Here is a 20,775-nt window from a genome sequence, read left to right as displayed (position 1 = left end):
GTCTCAATACAGGTGTTTCTTCTCCTCTTTCGAGGCGTTGATAACTCGGTAAACTGGCTAACGCATCCAACAACCGTCGCAACTCCTGCATCCCCTCCTCAAGTTCGTCATCATCGGGACGCATAGGAACCAACCCCGGTTTGGGCGAAAGCCAATGGGGAAAGCGATCGCCTAAATAGCGCTGTGTCATTTCTTTGAGGGCTTGTAAGGTGGTTAAAACCGTAGACTTAGAGGCTACTGTCGCACTATCCCAGTTTATTCTAGGGTTGCGATCGCGTTTTTCCATGAGTAAAGGATGAGTGACTGCCACCTGGCGCGTTACAATAGAGAACCCGTCATCTTCATCGAGTAGGGCTAACTGACCCTTACTCAGTTTCACCGCCATCAGGTTAACGTGAACAAAGATAGATCGGACTCGTTGACGGGCGATCGCGCGAGTTTCTCCAGCCACAACTGCGGGAATAAACTCTATCCCAACGGTTTCAGAGACTAAGTTTTCTATCTCCTCGGGAGTTAACGCCGAAACCTCCTCTATATCATTGAGGGTTATGGCTTCCCCAACTGCTTTTTTGATTTTGGTGTAGGGTTGCAGTTTTCCTGTTCTTAGAAGTCGCATTAAGCCCTGTATCCCCATCAGGCGATGTTGTCCGTCTAAAGCAAACACAGCCACATCAGAGGTCAAATGCAACAGTCCGAGTTGTCCCTGACTATCTAACCCCTCAAATGCGATCGCCGACTCGGTGGCCCTTCCTTGATCATCCCACTGGGGCGCTTGGAGATCGTTCACCCAAGACGGACAGATCACCACCAACAAAGCGGGGAACTTGTGGGCTTTGTGAGTCGCGAGGTATTGGGCGAGGGGGAGTTGACGCGACCAGTCTAGGGGACGTTGTAAGATGTCTTCTACGGTGTCTGCGACTCGTTCGACGTTTCCGGTGTCTGGGTTGAGGTGACGTTTAAACAGGGGAAGTTGGGAAGCATAACCCACATTGCGATCCAACCAGTCTAGTGTCACCGAACCGATAAAGGCTTCTGTTCCTCCCATCTGGGTTTTGTGTACCAGGAGATGCTGAGGGGAGTTGAGGAGGGGTTCAAGAAACTTCGCGATCGCTTTTTGGTCTTGGGGGTTGGGTTCAGGGGTTGGATCAGTTGCAGAATTCATCACTAAAGTATTAAGCTATGAGAACAAGTTTTTAAAAACTATCAGATATAGGTTATTGTACCAAAAAGTACAAACTAAGACATACCCAAATTGGGATAGGGAGACTAATATGAATACCACACAGCAGAAAGAAAAAAAACAAAAAAATTATACTGTCGCTGAGTTGGTAGAAGTTGTAGAAGCTCTTACTACTGAGATTCAGGAATTATACTGTCTCGATCAGATTCCTTGGGTCATTGGTTATTCGGGCGGAAAAGATAGCACTGCAACATTACAACTCATCTGGAATGCGATCGCGGGACTTCGAGCAGAAAAGCGTACTAAAACTATTCATGTAATTACAACAGACACATTAGTAGAAAATCCTATAGTTTCAACTCGGGTGAGAAATTCTTTAAAGCAGATCAAGATCGCTGCTCAGGAACAGAGAATGCCTATAGAACCTCATCTGCTTTATCCTGAAATAAAAGATTCATACTGGGTATGTCTTATTGGTAAAGGTTATCCAGCACCTCGTATTCGATTTCGTTGGTGTACTGAGCGACTTAAAATAAAACCTGCCAACCGTTTTATCCGTGACATGGTTCGTGCCAATGGGGAAGTTATTCTTGTTTTAGGAATGCGTAAAGATGAAAGTACAAAACGCGCTAGAGTTATGGAGAAGCATGAAAAAAAGCGGGTTAGAGAGCGTCTCAGTCCCCGAAAAAGCCTAATCAATTCTCTTGTTTATACTCCTCTTGAAGATTGGCGAACAAATGAAGTTTGGCTTTATCTCATGCAATGGGAAAATCCTTGGGGACATAGTAACAAAGATTTATTTGTCATGTATCGAGGGGCAACCCCAGATAATGAATGTCCGTTAGTTGTTGATACCTCAACGCCTAGCTGTGGTGACTCTCGCTTTGGCTGTTGGGTTTGTACATTAGTCAGTCAAGATAAATCAATGGAGGCAATGATTCTCAATGATGAGGACAAAGAATGGATGCAGCCTTTATTAGATATTCGGAATGAATTAGATCTAAAAAAGGATCATGATCGTAGAGATTTTAGACGAATTTTTGGAAAAGTACAACTGTTTGAACAAAATGTAAAAGGTGAAATCGAAGTTAAACCCATACCTGGCCCCTATGTTAAAAAATGGCGGGAACATTGGTTAAGACGAGTATTAGAAGCCCAAACGAAAATCCGTCAAACCGCCCCGGAAGAAATGCGGGATATTACCCTAATTCAACCGGAAGAACTCAGTGAAATTCGCCGAATCTGGTTAGAAGAAAAACACGAATTTGATGATAGTTTACCAAGGATATACAAAGAAGTGACAGGAGAAACTTTTATAGATGCCTATCGAGGTATGGAAAGCAGTCTATTAGGCAGTGATGAATGGACAACATTAGAAGAAATTTGTGGGGAAGACGCTATGCACCTAGAACTCATGGCAAAACTATTAGATACCGAACGACAATATTACACCAAAGCCCGTCGTGTAGGACTGTTTGAAGACCTCGAAAAATGCTTTGAAACCAGTTCACGAACCAAAGAAGAAGCAATAGAAAATGCCCACCTCCGACGAAACTTAAAATTAGCCGCAGAAGAAGGAGATGTAGAAACCATTAAACAACTCACTTGGGCAAACATGAAATTCTCAAACAATTCAGAAACCACCAACGATGAGGAGGGATAGTAAAAACCTAAGTCCCCAAAAGTCCCCAAAAGTCAGGGAATAAATTCCCCGCCTAAAACCCGAAGTCCTCTTAAGAGGACTTCACCTATCAGACAGAGATTTCAATCTCTGGCAAACTGGCAAACTGCCTAGCTAAATTGGCTAAATCCCCAATAAATCCTGTATAATCAAATCAATCAACATCTAAATGATCATGTCACTTTGGAGACTTTATTATCATATAATCTGGACAACAAAAGAACGTCAACCTCTAATTACATCTGATAAAGAAGAAAAGTTATATGCTTACATCATTAATAAAGCCAATCAATTGAACTGCATTATTCATGCTATTGGAGGAATAGAAGATCATATTCATCTCGTCGTTTCCATTCCGCCAACCCTATCAATTTCCGAATTTGTCAAAAAAATAAAAGGCAGTAGCGCCCACCACATGAACCATGTATTATCAACATCCTCAGATAAATTTACATGGCAAGAAGGATATGGTATATTTTCAATGGGATATAAACAACTCGAAAAAGCCGTTACCTACGTCAACAATCAAAAGCAACATCATCTCAATCAAAGTCTAATTTTTGCCTTGGAAGAAGCAACCTCTAAAAATGATCCGCCAACAATTTGGCAATACTCCTCAGAAAAAACGGTCTAAAATAACATGATTTTCCTCGAACTCGTACTACAAAACTTCGGCCCCTACCAAGGAAGACAAGTCATCAATCTTCGTCCTGAAAATAACGGCAACCTGCGCCCTATTATCTTATTTGGGGGAATGAATGGTGGCGGAAAAACAACCCTAATGGATGCTATTCGTCTCGCCCTCTACGGACAACGCGCCCAATGTTCTACACGGGGAAATTTCAGCTATAATGACTTTTTAACCCAGTGTGTAAATAGTAATACCTCACCTATCGAAAAAACCCGGGTTGAACTGGTATTTGAACACGTCAAAGAGGGGAAAATGGCAGAATGGCGAATTGTGAGAAGCTGGACAAAAAACCCCAAAGATGGTAAAGATGAATTAGGGATTGTAATCGGAGAATGGCCGGACAAATCAATTGCGAGGATTTGGGATGAATATATTGAAAATATACTGCCTTTAGGGATTTCTAATTTATTCTTATTTGACGGCGAACAAGTTAAAGAACTAGCAGAATTAGAGAAGCCTCCTCAAGCTGTTATCGATGCGATTTCTAACTTACTTGGACTTGAACTGGCAACCCGTTTATCGATGGATTTGAATATTCTTAGTCAACGTAAACGAAAAGACCTAGCAGACGCTGAAGAACGGGCTGAAATTGAACAGATAGAACAACGTCTCGCCCAACAGCAGGAAGAAAAACAAGTTGCAGAACAGAAACTTCAAACCCTCAAACAGCAACTAGAGTTAGCCGAAAAACATCAAAAGAAAGCCTCCGAAAAATTTGTTTCAGAAGGGGGAAAAATTGCCCAAGAACGTTCTCAGCTAGAAACGAAAATTAAAGAGTTAGAAGTCACCATTGAAACTCAACGTAAAAGCTTACGAGACTTAGCAGGCGAAACCCTTCCTTTAAACTTAATTTCTCCGTTGCTTCGTCAAGCAGAAACTCAAGCCGAAAAAGAACTGAAACGTCAACAATCAATGGCAGCCCGTGAAGTTTTACAAGAACGAGATAGCCGTTTAATTAATTATATAAATCAACTTTCACTTGATTCCCAATCCGTTAATAAAATTCAATATTTTCTGCAAGAAGAAAATCAAGTTTTAGAACAAGAAATTGAAACCGGAATTCAACCATATTTAGAAATAGAGACCGAAGCATTCAATCAATTACAAGTAATCCTCAACTCTCAGTTACCCACTCAAACCCAACAAGCCAAAGTTTATTTAGAACAACTTAAAGCCTTAAAAAATGAAATTGATGCCATTGACACCCAACTGCAAACCGCCGCAGCGCCAGAAGTTTATCAAAAATTAGAAGCCCAACTCAAACTCTCTCAAACAGAACTTTTGAAAGCCCAAGTTGCCTACGAAGAAGGGCAACGCCAGAGGGATCAAATTAAAAGTGCGATCGCCAAAACCAAAAAAGAGTTAGATACCTATAGTGCTCATACAGTTAAATATAAGAGTAGTGATCATATTGTGAAGTCAATTGAAAAAGTTCAAGAAACTCTCAAAGTTTTCAAAGAACAACTAACCCTCAAAAAACTCAATAAACTCGAAGTTGAAGTGGCAGAATGCTTTCGTTATCTATTACATAAATCTGATTTAGTTCATCGAGTTGTGATTGATACCCATGACTTTAGCCTCTCTCTCTACAACCTAGAAGGAAAACCTGTTCCTAAACATCGCCTTTCCGCCGGAGAAAAACAACTCCTGGCGATCGCTTTTCTGTGGGGGTTAGCAAGAGTATCGGGACGCAACCTCCCCGTCGCCATTGACACCCCCCTCGGACGCCTCGACTCCTCCCACCGCCAAAACCTGATTGAACGTTATTTTCCCTCCGCTAGCCATCAGGTGATTTTGCTATCCACCGACACCGAAATTGGCGAAAGTGAAGTTCACAACCTGCGAGATCAAGAAGCGATCGCCCATGAGTACCTGCTAAAATACGACTCCCAGCAAAGCAAAACCGTCGTGGAAGCGGGTTACTTCTTTTCTTAACTTCAGAGGTTGTCCATCCGTCAAAGCGGTATATCGATCTTATTATTGAAAAAGACTCTTATTAATCGGAAAATAAATAGAAAAACTTTTTAATAACTATTTGAAAATCTTTTCTAATAGTTATAATCGCTCAATTTTTTGCTAAACTTTTTATATATAAACAGTTGAAAAAATTAGGGTAAAATCGTTGGTAGAGCGATCAAACAAACAAGAGGTAAACGAAACAACCCTAGCAAGCTTTAAAATTAGCCAGGAATTATGGCAACGTTTTCAAGCTAGGTGCATTGAACAAGACAGCACAACACCCAAAGTTTTAAATCAATTAATCATTAACTATCTAGAACAAACCGACAAAAATTATACTGAAAAAAATTCTCAACTTTCTCCAATGAACTTAGAGGAAATTTTGACTCAAAAATTGGAAGAAATTGTCGAAGATTATCTCCAAAAAAATCTAGAACATTATCTATCACATCAAGTTGAAAATCGACTCGATCAATTAATTGAAAAAGTATTTGAACGTCATCTCAAATTCAATATTAGTGATCCAGTTAGAAGTGAACCTTCAGCCCCAACTTCACCCCCCGAACAACCCCAACCTACACGATCTCCACGAAAAAACGATATTCTTACTCTAAAAACGGCTAAAGAATTAGGTGAGATTTTAGGAGTTTCTGCACCTTATATTACCACTCTCAATCGCATTGGAGAATTGCAACAAAGAGGTTGGGAAGACTCAGGAAAGCGGCGGGGAAAAACGATTTTATACAAACCCATTGATTAGACCCGATCTCACCCTAAAAATTGATTGCAATACTCGGTCAAATTAGGGCAAAATATAAATAGAAGCAAAATCTACACAATATTAATCTGATGACAACCTATGACTGGATTATCGTTGGTGCAGGAATTACCGGGACAAGCCTCAGTTATGAACTGGCGAAAAAGGGGCTGAAAGTTCTTCTCATTGAAGAAAATCCCACCTTTGAAAACGCCACTCGTTACAGTTACGGTGGACTCGCGTATTGGTCGGGAAGCACCCCCCTAACTCGTCAACTCTGTGAAGATGGAAAACAACGTCATCAAACCTTATCCGAGGAATTAGAAGCCGATACTGAGTTTCGAGAAGTTGACCTGATTTTAACCGTTTCTCCCGAACAAAATCCCGAACAAATTGCCGAAAGTTATACTAAATTTATCACACCACCTCGTTTATTAAGACCAGAAGAAGCTTGTGAAATTGAACCCCTTCTCAACCCCAACGGTATCGCCGCAGCCTTTACAGTTCGTCATGGTCATATTTCCCCCGAAAAAACCAATTTTGCTTATTTAGACGCTTTTAAACGACTTGGCGGAAAACTAGAAATTGCGACCGTTACTGAGTTAGTAAAAGAGGGAAATAAGATTACAGGCGTTCAAACTAAAAATGAGACTTATAAAGCCGAAAATACTGCGATTTGTGCAGGAGGTTTAAGCCGGAGTTTATTAAGTTCGGCGGGAATTTCGATTCGCTTACATTTTACTCATACCGAAGTATTAGAAACGCCCCCCGTTGAGATTAACCTCAGAACCGTTGTCATGTCTGCGGGAATGGAACGCTTTCAACTCGAAGCCGACGCCGCCAAGCCCGAATTTGAACCGCTTTGGGATGAACCCGGACATGAATTTGTGCCTTTAATTATTGATGCCAGTGCGGTACAATTATTAAATAAACAAATGCGAATTGGTCAGCCGTCTCGGGTGTTAAGTGATCCGAATACTAAAATTAATCCGGCAGAAAGTGAAGCCCAAATTCGCAACGCAATTGGGAAAATTTTACCCAGTTTACAAGATTTACCCGCTCATTGGTATCATTGTTTAGTCGCGTTTACTGCTGATAGTTTACCTTTAGTTGGGGCGATACCTGATTTAACTGGAATTCATATTTTTTCAGGATTTAGTAACCCGTTGGTTTTTGTTCCTCCCCTCGCCCAACGCTTCGCCAACCACCTCACCGGACAACCCGATGAACTCGTTAAACAGTTATCGCCCCTGCGTTCAACACTGTAATTGTTGAATGAAACTTACTGGTGTAGCTTTCAAAGTTCCTCATTTCTATCGAATAGTTCTCTAAAAAATAACCAAAATCCTATTTTTTGAGTATATCTTGAGCAATTTTAATCGCGGTTGATGCTCCCTTCTTATTTCCGGCTGCAAAGCAGAGTAGGTATAAAGGTGTATTTCTAGAATTACATAGAACAAGAGGATTTTTGGCTACACCTTCAAAAATTATCTTTAGTCTTTCTGTAAAATATTGACCTATTGACTCACAGTTTGCGATTTTCTCCGTTGTAGAATATGTGTCTCCAAATAAGTTTGTGTGTTCTGTATTTCTGTAAAATGTGTCATACCAGCCTGTTGTCCCAAATACTTCATTGAGTCGGGCTTTTCTTGATTCACTAATATTGCCATCTTTGGTTAGTAATCGATTAATTGCTATTCCTAATGGGAAAAGATACCATAAGTCAATAGCTTTTGTTTGAGCAATTAATTCAATAGTTTCCCAGGGAATTTGCATACCAAAGGGATCAAGAAAAAGAACAGCACGCCGTGTTTTCCAGTCTTTACGACATAGATCTTTTAGATAAAAATTTGCATCAGAGTGAACGATACTAATCCGTTCTGATAAATTGGGAAAATCGATTTTAAGCTTTTCTAATTCATTAACTTTTTTTTCATCTTTTTCAATGAATATATATTTTTTGAACTCCGGCTTGATTTGAAGTGCAATTCGTGCCGATCCATCTAAAAACTTTTTCGATTCTTGCTCCACCAGTTCTGGTAACAGCAAAGTATTGGGTTCATCTTCGTCCTTCAGTGTTCTATATCCGGTTCCTGCAAAAGCATCTATATAAGCATAGTTGAAATTATACTTATTCATAATTGTTGAATAAGCTTTTAAATATTTACTGACTCGGTTTAACTTTTCTTCAGTCCAATCTCCGCCAAAAGTTTGTTTTTCCATACTTCAAAATCCCAATATTAAATCAATGAAATTATATATTGATTATTTGTTCTATCTGTGATAAAATAAACAATCTAAACTAAGAAAGTTATTATCTAAAAGCCGATAACTTTTTAGATCATTAATGTAGTCAATAGCCATGTCTACTACTGTCAGAGGAACTGAACCCATTGTCAATCCGCTTCAGAACAGTAATCTGAATAAAAAGGGATTGTGCGACTATGTAATTAATATAGCATCTGGCTGTTTGCATGGATGTACGTTTTGTCTTTCCCCCGAAACTTTAATTCTTTACTCAGATCTAGTTTGGCGAAAACTAGAATATGCCAAAGTCGGTGATGTACTTTTGGGGTTTGACGAAAATCCTACCAGTCATGTTTATCGATTTTTCCGTAAAAGCACTATAGAGGCGATTCAGTGGAGTAAGCAAGAAGCGACAAAAATTGTTACAGACGCAGGAGAAGTAATTGCAACGTCAAATCATGGATGGTTGAATTCCCGAGGCAAATGGTTGTCAACTCAAAACTTGACAACTGTTTCGCAAGGAAGAAAAGATGGATTTTCTACAATTAGGAGCATCGGACTGTCTAATTGTTTCGCTGTTACAACTGACTATAAACTGGGTTATATCGCAGGAATGACAGAAGGGGACGGAACATTCAGGTTTGACCCTAACGAGATTTACAAGGGGGATTACACGCCATACTGGAGGGTTGCTCTTTGCGATTTTGAACCTTTGGAAAGATTGGTAGAGTACCTTTTAGAGTTCGGTATATCTGTTAATATTCGTCCATACTACAAAGGCAATAATAAACATCGAGAAGCTAAAAAAGTGGAAACTCGTTCTCAAGCCCAGTGTGAAAAATTGTTTAACTTGCTTGCTGCCCCTTTGGATACGGTTGAGTATCACAGAGGATTTGTATCGGGATTTTTTGACGCAGAAGGCTCCTTCAACCAATCGTTTCGGCTTTCTCAAAAAACATCACCTGTTTTGTACCGAGTTCAAAAGTACGCAAGCTCATTTGGGTTTAGTTTTAAACTTGAAAAGTATGAAAGCTGCTGTTTTAGTCTTCGACTTCTTGGGGGGTTTTCAGAAATTGTCCGATTTTTCTCAACCTTTTGTCCTGCTATAAACAGGAAGTCCGAAAAGATAATAGGAGGGGCATTAAAAGGGATTAAGATAGCAAAGGTTATTGATAAAATCCCAATGGGGTTAGTTGACGTAGTAGATATCCAAACCTCAACACACACATTTTTTGCCAATGGATTAGCGACTCATAATTGTTATGTTCCTTCAACACCCGCCATTCGGACAAGACAGGCGCAGCTTCACGAAAAAGGAGTCAATAACCCTCAAATGGACTGGGGACAATACCTTTTAATTCGTGAAGATATTCCCGAGAAATTGAAGAAAATTTTAGAACGTAAAAGAACCTGGAATGTAACACCGTCAGGGAAAGGCGTTGTTTTATTGTGTTCCGGTACCGATCCCTATCAAAATAAACAAACGGCTGAAATTACTCGTCATGTCGTTCAGATTTTATCAGAAAAAGGTAAAAGAGTCCGAATTTTAACCCGCAGTCCTTTATGGATTAATGATCTTGATATTCTAATTAATCCTAATATTACAGTTGGGATGAGTTTACCCTATTTAGACGATCAACTCAGCCGTCAAATTGAACCCCAAGCCCCCCCTCCTTCTAAACGTTATGAAGCATTATTAAAAGGTCATCAAGCGGGATGTCGTCTCTATGTGGCAATGGCGCCAACTCCACCCAGTTTGACGCGAAATGACTTTGAGAAATATCTAGAAAAAATCATGCAGCTTCAACCCGAAGTGATTTTTTGGGAACCCATCAACGCCAGGGGTACAAATGGAAAACGAATGCTTGCAGCGGGTTTAGAATGGGTTAACTCTGTGATGACAAAACGTTCGTGGGCGGAAGATTTTTTGAGACAATGGGACGATATAGAAGCCGCAGCGATCGCAGTCGGGTGTCAGGATAAACTACACATCTGGCCAGATCCGGCACTGAAAAAATATGTTGATGATCCCAACAAAGTAGGAAACTGGCTATATCATCCGACGGTTGAGAAATGGGATTGATTTTGCTTTAAGCTAAAGCTGAACCCCCAAAATCGGGCGGAATATCCTGCAAACGTCCCCAACCCACAGCTTGAATAGCTTCTTTCAAGTCCACATCTCCGGTGTATAAAGCGCGACCCACAATCGCCCCCGTTACGCCCAAGGGTTCTAGGGATAACAAACTCAATAAATCTGTCACCGAACTAATTCCCCCGGAAGCGATAACGGGAATAGCAACCTCCGAAGCAACTTCTCGCAACGCGGCTTTATTCGGCCCTTGTAAGGTACCATCCCGATGAATATCAGTATAAATAATGGCACTAGCCCCCAACTGCGCCATCTGATCGGCGAGTTCGGTGGCCAACACTTCCGAGGTTTCTAGCCATCCTCGGGTGGCAACTTTCCCATCACGGGCGTCAATTCCAACGACAATTTGTTTCGGGAACTCCTGACACAACTCTGCCACCAGTTGGGGGTTCTCGACTGCAACAGTCCCTAAAATTGCCCGGTTTACGCCCAAATTTAACAACGTTGCAACGGTATCTCGACTGCGTAACCCACCGCCGACTTGTACCGGAATATTAACAGCGTTGACGATCGCCTCTATAATTTTATGATTCGTTGGTTGACCGGTTTTCGCGCCATCGAGATCAACTAAATGTAACCAAGTCGCGCCCTGATCTTCCCATTGTTGGGCAACAGCAACCGGATCATCATTGAAGGTTTGGGCTTGGTCGTAGTCGCCTTGATATAATCTTACACAACGTCCTTCGAGTAAATCAATCGCAGGAATAACATCCATGAGTTATTTGAGTAATGGTTTGAACAAGATTTTAGGACGTTCTGGCGATCGCATCATCAACTTGTTGCCAGAGTTCCTCTAAAGTCGAGGAGTTGTCTAAAATCACATCTGCCATTTTACACTTTTGCTCAAGAGGCATCTGGCTGTCAATTCTCGCTTGGGCTTGTTTAGCGCTGAGAGAACCGTTACTCCGTTGGATCAAACGTAACTGCTGTTGTGGAGGAGAACAAGAAATCACCCAAATTTCTGTCACTAAATCGGTCATTTTTGCTTCAAACAACAGAGGAATCACCAAAATCGCAGTCGCATTTTTACCCGCTTCATACTGAAGTTTGGTAATGTTGTCAGAAAAGCGATCGCGGACAACCGGATGAATTTGCTTTTCGACCCAGTGACGTTCTGTTAAGCTATTAAAAATTATATTACCGAGTTGGGAGCGATTTAAGCTACCATCAGAAAGTAAAATACCAGTACCATAGCGACGAACAAGGGTCTGCAAGACGGGGGAGTTGGGCTGTACGGCCTGGCGAGAATAAACATCTGCATCCCAAATGGGAAACGGGTACATCTCGGCAAGGTAGTTGGAGACGGTTGTTTTTCCGGTGCTAATGCCCCCAGTTAAGCCAATCAAACGCATAATGATATTTTTGATAGATTTGCGTTATTATTGCCTGTAATCTACTATACTTGACGAGAGCTTTCTTTGAAGAAAGATTGACCTAAATTTAAAGTTTCTGCAACTTGACTCTCTGGAGGTTAAGTGTAAAAATTCAACCTATTTAAGAGATTGGACTCGGTAAGATTTAAGACAAGCTATCAGGGGTAGACTCGTGACCTTTTACAACAACTGTTAAACTGGTTGATACGGGAGTTTCCCAGGAGAATTTTTGATGAATATCAGCAGTTACTTCAAGTCAGTGGTCTTCTCTCTACCGCTACTGACATTGCTTTTAGTTTTTGAAACTTACGAATTTCCCGATAGCTGGCGATGTAAAATCTTCTCTGCTTTTAAATCAAAAAAAGTTGTTGCTCAACCGATTGTTCCTGAACCCAACAGTACCAACACTGTCACCCATCAACAAGGAAATCGGATTGATATAGAAGGGGGAAAGTTATCCTCAGACGGGGCAAATTTATTTCATAGTTTCACCGATTTTAATGTTGAGTCTGGACAGGTTGCTAACTTTTTATCCAATAATTCTATTCAGAATATTTTCACTCGGGTTGTTGGGGGGAATGCTTCTGTTGTTAATGGTTTAATTCAGATGACAGGGGGGAATGCGAATTTATTTTTGATGAACCCTGCGGGGGTGATTTTTGGATCAAATGCAAGTTTAAATGTTCCCGCTTCCTTTACCGTGACGACAGCAACCGGAGTCGGACTGGGTTCAAATTGGTTTAATGCGATTGGAAGTAATGATTATGCCAGCTTGGTCGGGAGTCCTAGTGCCTTTCGATTTTCAACAACCGGATCGGGGAGTATCATTAATGAGGGTACACTTGCAGTAGCTTCTGGAGAAAATATTAGCTTATTAGGAAGTAATGTCATTAACACCGGAACAGTGAGTGCGCCCGGTGGCCAAATTACCATAGCCGCCATTCCCGGTGAACAGATTCTCCGGATCAGCCAAGCTGGACATTTACTCAATTTAGAAGTGGCGACAGCAGACTGGGGAAGTGATTCGCCAGAAATTGCCCCCTTATCCCTACCGCAACTGTTAACCGGAGGCGATCGCAACCATGCGACAGGAGTGACGGTACTCGCCGATGGTCGGGTAGAGTTAACCAATTCGGGGACTGAAATTCCCACCTCTAGCGGTGTCGCCGTCGTTTCAGGAAATGTCACCGCAGCAGCCGGAAGCGTGAATATCGTTGGGGAGACGGTGGGGTTGGTCGATAGCCATGTTGACGTTTCTGGTATTAACGGGGGAGGTACCGTCAGAATAGGGGGAGATCAGCGAGGAAGTGGGTTAATTCCGAATGCAAATTCTACTTTTATTAATCGTAATTCTTCGATTTTAGCCAATGCAGAAGTCGAGGGAAATGCCGGACAGATTATTATTTGGTCAGACCGAGACACTCGATTTTTTGGGAAGATTAGCGCCCAGAGTGTGACCGGAAATGGTGGGTTTGCAGAAATTTCAAGTTATGGGAATTTAACGGTTGAAGGAAATGTAGATTTGCGAGGGGCGAATGGAAGTGTTGGCACCTTGTTGTTAGATCCTCTTAATATTACCATTTTCGATGGCAATGACACAATAGAAAATGAAAATTCTCTGCGAGATAATCAGATTTTAGCCGAGAATAATCCCTCAGAGTTTACGATTTCTGAGACTCGTTTAGAACGAATTGCAGAAACAGCCGATATTATTTTAGAAGCGCGAGATAATATTACAATAAATGATCTCGAAGACAATCAACTCAATTTCCAAGCCTCTAGCGGATCAGTCACGTTTACGGCAGATGCAGATGGAGATGGAAAAGGATCATTTTTAATGAGTCCTGACGATACTTTACAAACCGCAGGCGGAAATATTTTGATTACAGGAATTGATCTAACGATTGGTGATCTGTCTACCAATGGCGGTAATATTTCTCTGAGTTCGAGTATGAATGGAGAGATTGAAACAGGTCAGCTTTCAACAACTAATTCTTTGGGTGAGGGTGGAAATATTACGATTACCACCAATCAAGGTGAAATTTTAACCGCAGATTTACAAACGAGTGGTTTAAATAATAGTGGGGATATCATTCTTAATAGTGGTGGGAATCTTACCACAGGTGAACTTTCGACTCAAGCTTTGAATTCTACTGCGGGTCAAGCGGGTGAGGTGACTGTGAATGCAGTTGAAAATATTGAAATTGATTTAATTAATAGTTCGGGTTCACAACAGGCTGGAAATATTAGGATTAATAGTGAAGAAGGGAACATCGATTTTTTATCAGATTCTTATAGTTTAGATGCGACTTCGGCGGAGGGTAGTGGAGGAAATATTGAGATTAGTACCCCTCAAAGACTGAGTTTAAATTCAGTTAATGCTAAAGGAAGAACCGTAGGGGGTGATATTAATTTAGAAGCAGAAGTTGAAATCGAGGCTGAGGCAATTCGCACAGGTGGCTTTGAGAATAGCAACCTAACTTTAGGAGAAACAAAAGCTAGTTCAACTGGAGATATTACCCTCACCAGTGATGAGATTAATCTAACAAGTTTAGTAGAAGGAACCGGAAATCTAATTCTTCAACCCGCAACAAATGCCCAGGACATTGTGATTGGTAATTCGGATAGTAATTCCGGCTTAACGATGGATTTAACAACCGATGAAATCACAACACTGCAAGATGGTTTTACTCAAATTATTATTGGAAGACCTGACAGTAGAGGTAGCATTTATATTAATGGAAATTCAACGTTTCAAGACCCGACGTTGATTCAATCTCCTTTGGGTCGAATTAATATGGGAACGACTTCATCGGGGAGTCCTTATACATTGACAGGTGTAGATAATGCCAGTTTGACTTTAAACGCTTTGAATGATATTACTTTAGGAAATCTAAGAACGAATGGTCAAGATATTACCATTACCAGTCAGTCAGGGCGCATTATTGCCCAACAAATTCAAAATACAGGAAACCCACAAGCAACAATACAATTAACCGCAGATGAGATCGATTTAGTAGGAGGAAATAACTCAATTATGGGTCGGGGGTTTCTACTATTACAGCCCTACAATAACCGTCAAGCGATTACACTCGGAAATGATGCCAATACTGAAGCTTTAGAATTGAGTGGATCAGATTTGAATGCCCTCGGAAATGGGTTTGAATTAATTACGATTGGTCGGTCAAATACCAGTAGTCCCCTAACCATAGCAGGAGATATTACGTTTCGTGATCCAGTCCGATTGCGATCGCCAAATTTTCCAGGTTTTGTGGTTGCACAAGGAACAATTACAGGGGTTGATAATGCAGCGATTCAAATCGAAGCGGATGGCAATTTATTCTTAGGTAATATTAACACAACAGGTCAAAGTTTACAACTCACCAGTATTAGCGGTCAAATTACTAGCGGAAATTTACAATCGAGTGGTGAAATTAATTTGCAAGCCGGAGAAGCAATTGAAACCGGAAACATCCGCATTTCCTCAAACTCCACCTCCAATTCATCTCTACAAAATCCTCAAGTGAATCTTGTTAGTCAAGGCAGTGATGTGATAGTTAAAGGAAATATTATCACCAATCAAAATAGTAATCTAACCAGAGTTAATATTCAAGCCCAAAATCAAATTCAAACCAATAATATTACTTCCAGTCAAGAGATTCGCCTCACCAGTGAACAGGGTGAAATTGTGACCGGAAATCTCAGTTCATCAGCCACAGAAGATGCAGGAAACATTACAATTCAGTCAGGAGATCGGATTACAACAGGAACCCTAGAAGCCAGTTCAACCGAGGGAAATGGAGGCAATATCCGCTTAGTTTCTCCCAATGATATTGAAGTCACTTCGATTAACACAGAAGCCGCCCAAACCGGAGGAAATATTGAAATTAGTACCCAGCAGTTTTTTCGGGCGACGGGAACCTTTCAAGCTGCAAATCAAGTTGAAGCAAGTTTATCTGCGGTTGGGTCTAGCGAAGGGGGAAACATCATTATTCCCTCATCTGCAAACAGTAGTTTTGAAATCGGAGATGCAACTTTAAACGGTACAGCCGGGGCGATTACCAATGGAGAAGTTACCACTTTTCCTCCTTCCAGCAACTCTGCAAATCCGCCTCAAAAACCAGAGTCTAATGAAGATAATCTAGAAACCGAAAGTCCAAATCAATCCCCAGATAATCAAGAACCCGTGATTCAAGAGAATGGAGTAGAACCTACAACTGAAAATCCATCTACGCCTTCAGAAGTTGCTGAAGTTCCAGTCAGTGAAAATGTAGATTCACAGACAGAAACAATCACAGAGGATAATTTAGAGAATAATGAAGAATTATCCCAAGACATTGAAAATATTCCCATTCAACTTGAAGGAACAACCATTTCTAACGATCAAGTCGCAACTTCTACATTCTCCTCATCTGTCTTACAAATTGATTTATTTCGTGGTCAAGAATTTATTAAATATTTTGGTGACAATATCAACAAAAATCCAGTTAGTGATCAAAGTATTCGTCAGACGCTGAGTGATATTACTAAACTCACCGGACACAAACCTGCAATTGTCTATGTTTCAGTACAAGCCAATCAACTTGAAATTCGCTTAGTCTTACCCGATGGTCAACCTTTATTTAAAAGTATCCAAATTCAACGAGAAGAACTGTTAGAAGTCGTGCGAGAATTTAGCAATCAAATTCGGACTCCCAGTCGTCTGAGTGATACTGAATATCAGGTCAATGGAAAGAAACTCTATGATTGGTTAATTTTACCCTTAAAAGCAGAGTTAGAAAAACATCAAGTCAAGACTCTAATTTTTTCTATGGATGCGGGCTTAAGAACTTTACCCATTGCAGCATTATACGACGGCGAAAAATTTCTCTTAGAAGACTACAGTTTAGCGTTAATTCCTAGCTTAAGTTTAACCGATACCAGTTATGTTAATCTCAAAAATTCTCAAGTTCTAGCAATGGGCGCCTCCAAATTTTCTGACCCCGCGCAAGAACCTTTACCTGCGGTTCCCATCGAACTCAATTTAATTATGCAGGAAGATCAATGGTCAGGTCAATCTTTTCTCAATGAAGAATTTACAATTGATAACCTCACCACCCAACGCAAGCAAAAACAATTTGAGATTATTCATTTAGCCACTCACGGGGAGTTTTTAGCCGGAGGTGCAAACCGTTCTTATATTCAATTTTGGGATCAAAAGTTATGGTTAAATGAACTGCGTCAGTTACGCTTAGATCAACCCCCCGTCGAACTTTTAGTTTTGAGCGCTTGTACAACCGCAGTCGGAGATGAAGATGCAGAATTGGGTTTTGCAGGACTCGCCATCCAAGCCGGGGTGAAGTCAGCCCTCGCCAGTTTGTGGTACGTCAGTGATGCCGGAACGTTGGGGTTGATGAGTACGTTTTATGATGCGTTGTTACATAGTCCGATTAAAGCAGAGGCCCTCAGACAAGCTCAACTGGCCATGTTACAGGGGAAAGTTCGTTTAGAAGGGGGAAATTTAATCTATGAGAAAAAGACACTGACTGGAGAAGTGGAGTTACCGCCAGAAATTGCGGTTCGGGGTGATGTTAGTCTGTCTCATCCGTTTTACTGGGCGGGTTTTACCCTAATTGGTAGCCCTTGGTAATCTTGAGTCTGGGTGGGTTAACTCACAAACAACCTTACTGATATTCACTTTTGCGATCGCGAATTTACCAATTGACGTTCGGCAATTAACTGCGCCGCCGCCTGTTTAGCCTGCATAGCCGAAGAGGAATTGCGTTTCATCATCGCCACCACCGTCGCACCCACAGCTAAGATCACCAACTGTTCGGTTAGTTCTTCGGCATCCGGTAAATTAGCCGCCTTCACCAGAGAGAGCATATAGTCAAAAGTCGCTTGTTGATGCTCCAAAGAAACCTGATAGCCTGGATGTTCTGGGTCAACTAACTCCACCGCTGAATTGAGAAATGCACAACCGCGAAAATCAGGTTGCTCAAAACATTCTTTCAGTGCATCAAAAATCGCTAATACCCGATCTTCGGGTTGAGTTGCCAGGCGTTCTACCGTCTCTTGAAACCAAGTACGCCAAGATTCATCCTGCTGTTGCAACCACGCCGCAATTAACGCATCCTTAGATTTAAAGTGGTTATACAGGGACATTTTAGCGACACCTGACTCCGCAATAATCCGATCAATACCGACATTCTGCACCCCTTCTTTGTAGAACAGTTCAGATGCCGTTGTCAAAATGCGATCGCGCACACAGGAACGAGAGGATGATTTTGTCTTTGCCATAGAATCTGTGTAGACAGGTCTGTATAATCTTATCGTATCCCATTCTTCCCTGAAATGACTAGACAGCCTCCACCCCAAAAATAATTTTCAAAAAAGACTTGACAATAGACAGACCTGTCTACATAATCATAAATAGACAGACCGTTCTACATAAAAAAGGATTTGTGAAATGAACTCACTCCAGAAAAACTGCATTCGACAGAGCCTTAAAAGCCACCCCCTGAGCGTCACAGAAGCTTGTATGACAGCGATCGCAATCATTACCGTTCTGGTGCTTCAGACTCAGCCTCAAAATTCTCAACTTGGATTCAGTCTCAAACAAAATCTTTCATTTTTAACAGAATTCAAGACTGATTAAATAGCAATTTATCGCTAAGTTAAGCCCTAAATTAATTGAGGATTTAAAACTCTAAATTTAAGTATTTTTAGGAGAATTAATTATGCTTTGTAAATCCGTCATATCTAACTCCAAAAGCCTCAACACTTCCTTCAAAATGTCGGCTGCAATTGCTTTAATTACGGTTAGTATCATAGGGATCACAGCCGAAACCCCTCAAACTTCTTTAAAACGCGATCAAAACCAAGAACTCTATCTCACAAAACCGGGAAAAGTTAAAATTTCTCGTTATGAAATGACAGACCCCACAACAGGTTTCGGGATATCTGTCTCTAAAATTAATTATCAATAATCTCCAATTCGTCTGACAATAAATCTGTCGATTGATGTGAGGGTAATGAGAACATTGTTAGGGAATAAACCAGCCCAACTATTACAACACAAAATCGCCTTTTCAGGAATGGTTTAATCGTCTATTTTCTTCGGAAACCTAATGGATTAGTTTAGGGTTCGAGAGGAAGATAGACGATTATAGAGATATAGACGACCAAGTTAAAGAGAAAATGTTTTTACCCCAAAAGTGCAACGGTGTCAGCTTTCTGTATACAATAATTTCTACAGGGAAACTAACAAGCCAGTTGTTGAGCTTCTAACTCTAACATTTTCAACAACTGCTCATCTCCGAGTTCCTGAGCGACTTGTCGGCGATGTTCAAGAACTCGACAAATATTAGCCGTATGAACCGTAATCAAGTGTTCTGGAGTCACTTCTGCTGGAGTCTGAACAGAAGGTTGAGATTGACTCTGTTGGGATACCCTGACCATTCCTTCACGTTCAGTAGTTCTGACATCCTCTGCCTGGTAAGCAACTCCCCGATATTTCAAGCTGGGGTTCGGTAAGGGAACAGGAATATGTCTGGGATAGTGAACTTGCCACGCATTTCCCCGATATTTGCCCCCCAGTTCGCTTTCTACGATGTCAAGGGGAGGCTGATGCTGCTCATAGCTAATTGTCCGATAGGTTAGTTTCATCTTCGTAATCGCTCCTCGTCTCTGAACGAAAAAGAACTTAGCTCATCAAGGTGAGTTTTTTAATTTATGTATTCATTGTTACATTTTTAATTTTAAATTGCCAAGAATTCATAACAAATCAACACAAATCCTCCTTCGGGTATAGATCGGAAGATGAGGAGATTGGAAGATTAGGGTTTACAATCCTAAGAGTAGTCAGCCTAAGAATAGTCAGGCGTTGTTGTGTCCCCTGCAAATAAACGGTTTGTCGGTTGAGCAGTTTGGTTTGAAATCCCGCTATTTCTAAAAATAAAAGAGCGAAGTTGATTTCTCTAGTATCGCTTCTGGCTCGGTCGTTATTTAATCTATTCCAAATCCAGGAAATTTTGAAGAATAAATATACAGATGTAGCATTGTTTTTTAAATTTTATGTTATGTTTGAGGCTTCAGTTTTTCACCAGAGATCTTGATGTTCGCCGACAGGAATCATAACCGCTAATTTAATCTTGAAAAAATTGATAACATTTTAAGTTGAGTATCGGACTTCAGGGGTCGCATTTCAATCATAGAAAAAACGGTTCACGGGTGTAGAGACTTGTCATAGCACATCTGTAGAGGCGATTAAAGCACTTATTGAGATAACGATCTATAAAATTAAGTGCGATAATCAATAATAAGAGAGATGATTTTAACAACAAATGATGAAACAAGACTTGAACTTAGGTGTCGTTTTAGTGGTTGATGACTATCCACTCAATCTCAAATTATTATGTGCTTCTTTGTCGAGAGTCAAATATAAAGTTTTGGTCGCTCAAACTGGAGAATCAGCATTAGAGATTGCAGTCTCTCAACAACCCGATCTCATTTTACTCGATATCAGAATGCCTGAAATGGACGGATATGAGGTTTGTCGTCAGTTAAAAGCCTCACCTGTAACCCGAGATATTCCGGTGATTTTTATGACGGCTCTTTCTGAAACTGATAATAAAGTCAAAGGATTAAAACTCGGAGCGGCTGACTATATTACTAAACCCATCCATCCGGAAGAAGCGATCAGTCGAATCAAAACTCATCTCTCTGTTCGTCGCCTGACTTTGTTACTCGAAGAACAA

General features: G+C 40.9%; 15 protein-coding genes. 9 read left to right on the top strand and 6 right to left on the bottom strand.

Features of this window, described 5'->3' with window-relative positions:
* The coding region (locus M595_RS24230; protein WP_023069167.1) for a DGQHR domain-containing protein at nucleotides 1-1,162 on the bottom strand (1,162 nt) is incomplete at its 3' end.
* A gap of 109 nt (nucleotides 1,163-1,271) precedes the next feature.
* Between M595_RS24230 and dndC the strand changes: the two genes are divergently transcribed.
* The 5 genes from dndC to M595_RS24205 all read left to right on the top strand — a co-directional run bounded on the left by dndC (nucleotide 1,272) and on the right by M595_RS24205 (nucleotide 7,536).
* Nucleotides 1,272-2,843 (top strand): DNA phosphorothioation system sulfurtransferase DndC, encoded by a 1,572-nt coding sequence (gene dndC, locus M595_RS24225; protein WP_023069160.1) that lies wholly within the window; start codon nucleotides 1,272-1,274, stop codon nucleotides 2,841-2,843.
* A 193-nt stretch (nucleotides 2,844-3,036) separates the two neighbouring features.
* Nucleotides 3,037-3,495, top strand: coding sequence for an IS200/IS605 family transposase (tnpA, locus tag M595_RS24220; RefSeq protein ID WP_023069174.1), 459 nt, complete (start codon nucleotides 3,037-3,039; stop codon nucleotides 3,493-3,495).
* A gap of 6 nt (nucleotides 3,496-3,501) precedes the next feature.
* Nucleotides 3,502-5,487, top strand: a complete 1,986-nt coding sequence (dndD, locus tag M595_RS24215) for a DNA sulfur modification protein DndD (protein WP_023069166.1) — start codon at nucleotides 3,502-3,504, stop codon at nucleotides 5,485-5,487.
* Nucleotides 5,488-5,674: 187 nt separating this feature from the next.
* Nucleotides 5,675-6,271 (top strand): hypothetical protein, encoded by a 597-nt coding sequence (locus tag M595_RS24210; RefSeq protein WP_023069163.1) that lies wholly within the window; start codon nucleotides 5,675-5,677, stop codon nucleotides 6,269-6,271.
* Nucleotides 6,272-6,360: 89 nt separating this feature from the next.
* Nucleotides 6,361-7,536 carry an NAD(P)/FAD-dependent oxidoreductase gene (locus tag M595_RS24205; RefSeq protein ID WP_023069170.1) on the top strand — a complete coding sequence of 392 codons (1,176 nt, stop codon included), beginning with the start codon at nucleotides 6,361-6,363 and terminating at the stop codon, nucleotides 7,534-7,536.
* Between the two features lie 79 nt (nucleotides 7,537-7,615).
* On the opposite strand, the gene M595_RS24200 is transcribed toward M595_RS24205, so the two are convergent.
* Nucleotides 7,616-8,491 (bottom strand): three-Cys-motif partner protein TcmP, encoded by an 876-nt coding sequence (locus tag M595_RS24200; RefSeq protein WP_023069162.1) that lies wholly within the window; start codon nucleotides 8,489-8,491, stop codon nucleotides 7,616-7,618.
* Nucleotides 8,492-8,630: 139 nt separating this feature from the next.
* Here M595_RS24200 and M595_RS31935 point away from each other — a divergent pair, with 139 nt between their 5' ends.
* Nucleotides 8,631-10,598, top strand: a complete 1,968-nt coding sequence (locus M595_RS31935) for an LAGLIDADG family homing endonuclease (protein WP_203419133.1) — start codon at nucleotides 8,631-8,633, stop codon at nucleotides 10,596-10,598.
* A 7-nt stretch (nucleotides 10,599-10,605) separates the two neighbouring features.
* Here M595_RS31935 and hisA read toward each other — a convergent pair whose 3' ends face one another.
* Nucleotides 10,606-11,379, bottom strand: coding sequence for a 1-(5-phosphoribosyl)-5-[(5-phosphoribosylamino)methylideneamino]imidazole-4-carboxamide isomerase (hisA, locus tag M595_RS24190; protein WP_023069172.1), 774 nt, complete (start codon nucleotides 11,377-11,379; stop codon nucleotides 10,606-10,608).
* 31 nt (nucleotides 11,380-11,410) lie between these two features.
* A complete protein-coding gene (gene coaE, locus M595_RS24185) occupies nucleotides 11,411-12,016 on the bottom strand; it encodes a dephospho-CoA kinase (protein WP_023069161.1) in 606 nt (201 codons plus the stop codon).
* Between the two features lie 253 nt (nucleotides 12,017-12,269).
* On the opposite strand from coaE, the gene M595_RS24180 reads away from it, so the two are divergent.
* Entirely contained in the window at nucleotides 12,270-17,666 is a 5,397-nt protein-coding gene (locus M595_RS24180) for a CHAT domain-containing protein (RefSeq protein ID WP_023069171.1), read from the top strand.
* Between the two features lie 44 nt (nucleotides 17,667-17,710).
* Here M595_RS24180 and M595_RS24175 read toward each other — a convergent pair whose 3' ends face one another.
* Nucleotides 17,711-18,316, bottom strand: a complete 606-nt coding sequence (locus tag M595_RS24175; RefSeq protein ID WP_023069175.1) for a TetR/AcrR family transcriptional regulator — start codon at nucleotides 18,314-18,316, stop codon at nucleotides 17,711-17,713.
* Nucleotides 18,317-18,756: 440 nt separating this feature from the next.
* On the opposite strand from M595_RS24175, the gene M595_RS24170 reads away from it, so the two are divergent.
* Entirely contained in the window at nucleotides 18,757-19,005 is a 249-nt protein-coding gene (locus tag M595_RS24170) for a hypothetical protein (RefSeq protein WP_152983633.1), read from the top strand.
* 274 nt (nucleotides 19,006-19,279) lie between these two features.
* On the opposite strand, the gene M595_RS24165 is transcribed toward M595_RS24170, so the two are convergent.
* On the bottom strand, nucleotides 19,280-19,684 hold the full coding sequence (locus M595_RS24165) for a DUF4278 domain-containing protein (RefSeq protein ID WP_023069164.1): 405 nt from the start codon (nucleotides 19,682-19,684) through the stop codon (nucleotides 19,280-19,282).
* Nucleotides 19,685-20,361: 677 nt separating this feature from the next.
* On the opposite strand from M595_RS24165, the gene M595_RS24160 reads away from it, so the two are divergent.
* The coding region (locus tag M595_RS24160; protein ID WP_152983632.1) for a response regulator at nucleotides 20,362-20,775 on the top strand (414 nt) is incomplete at its 3' end.

The organism is Lyngbya aestuarii BL J (assembly GCF_000478195.2).
GTDB classification, from domain to species: Bacteria; Cyanobacteriota; Cyanobacteriia; order Cyanobacteriales; family Microcoleaceae; genus Capilliphycus; species Capilliphycus aestuarii.
This window is presented reverse-complemented; position numbering and strand designations above follow the sequence as displayed.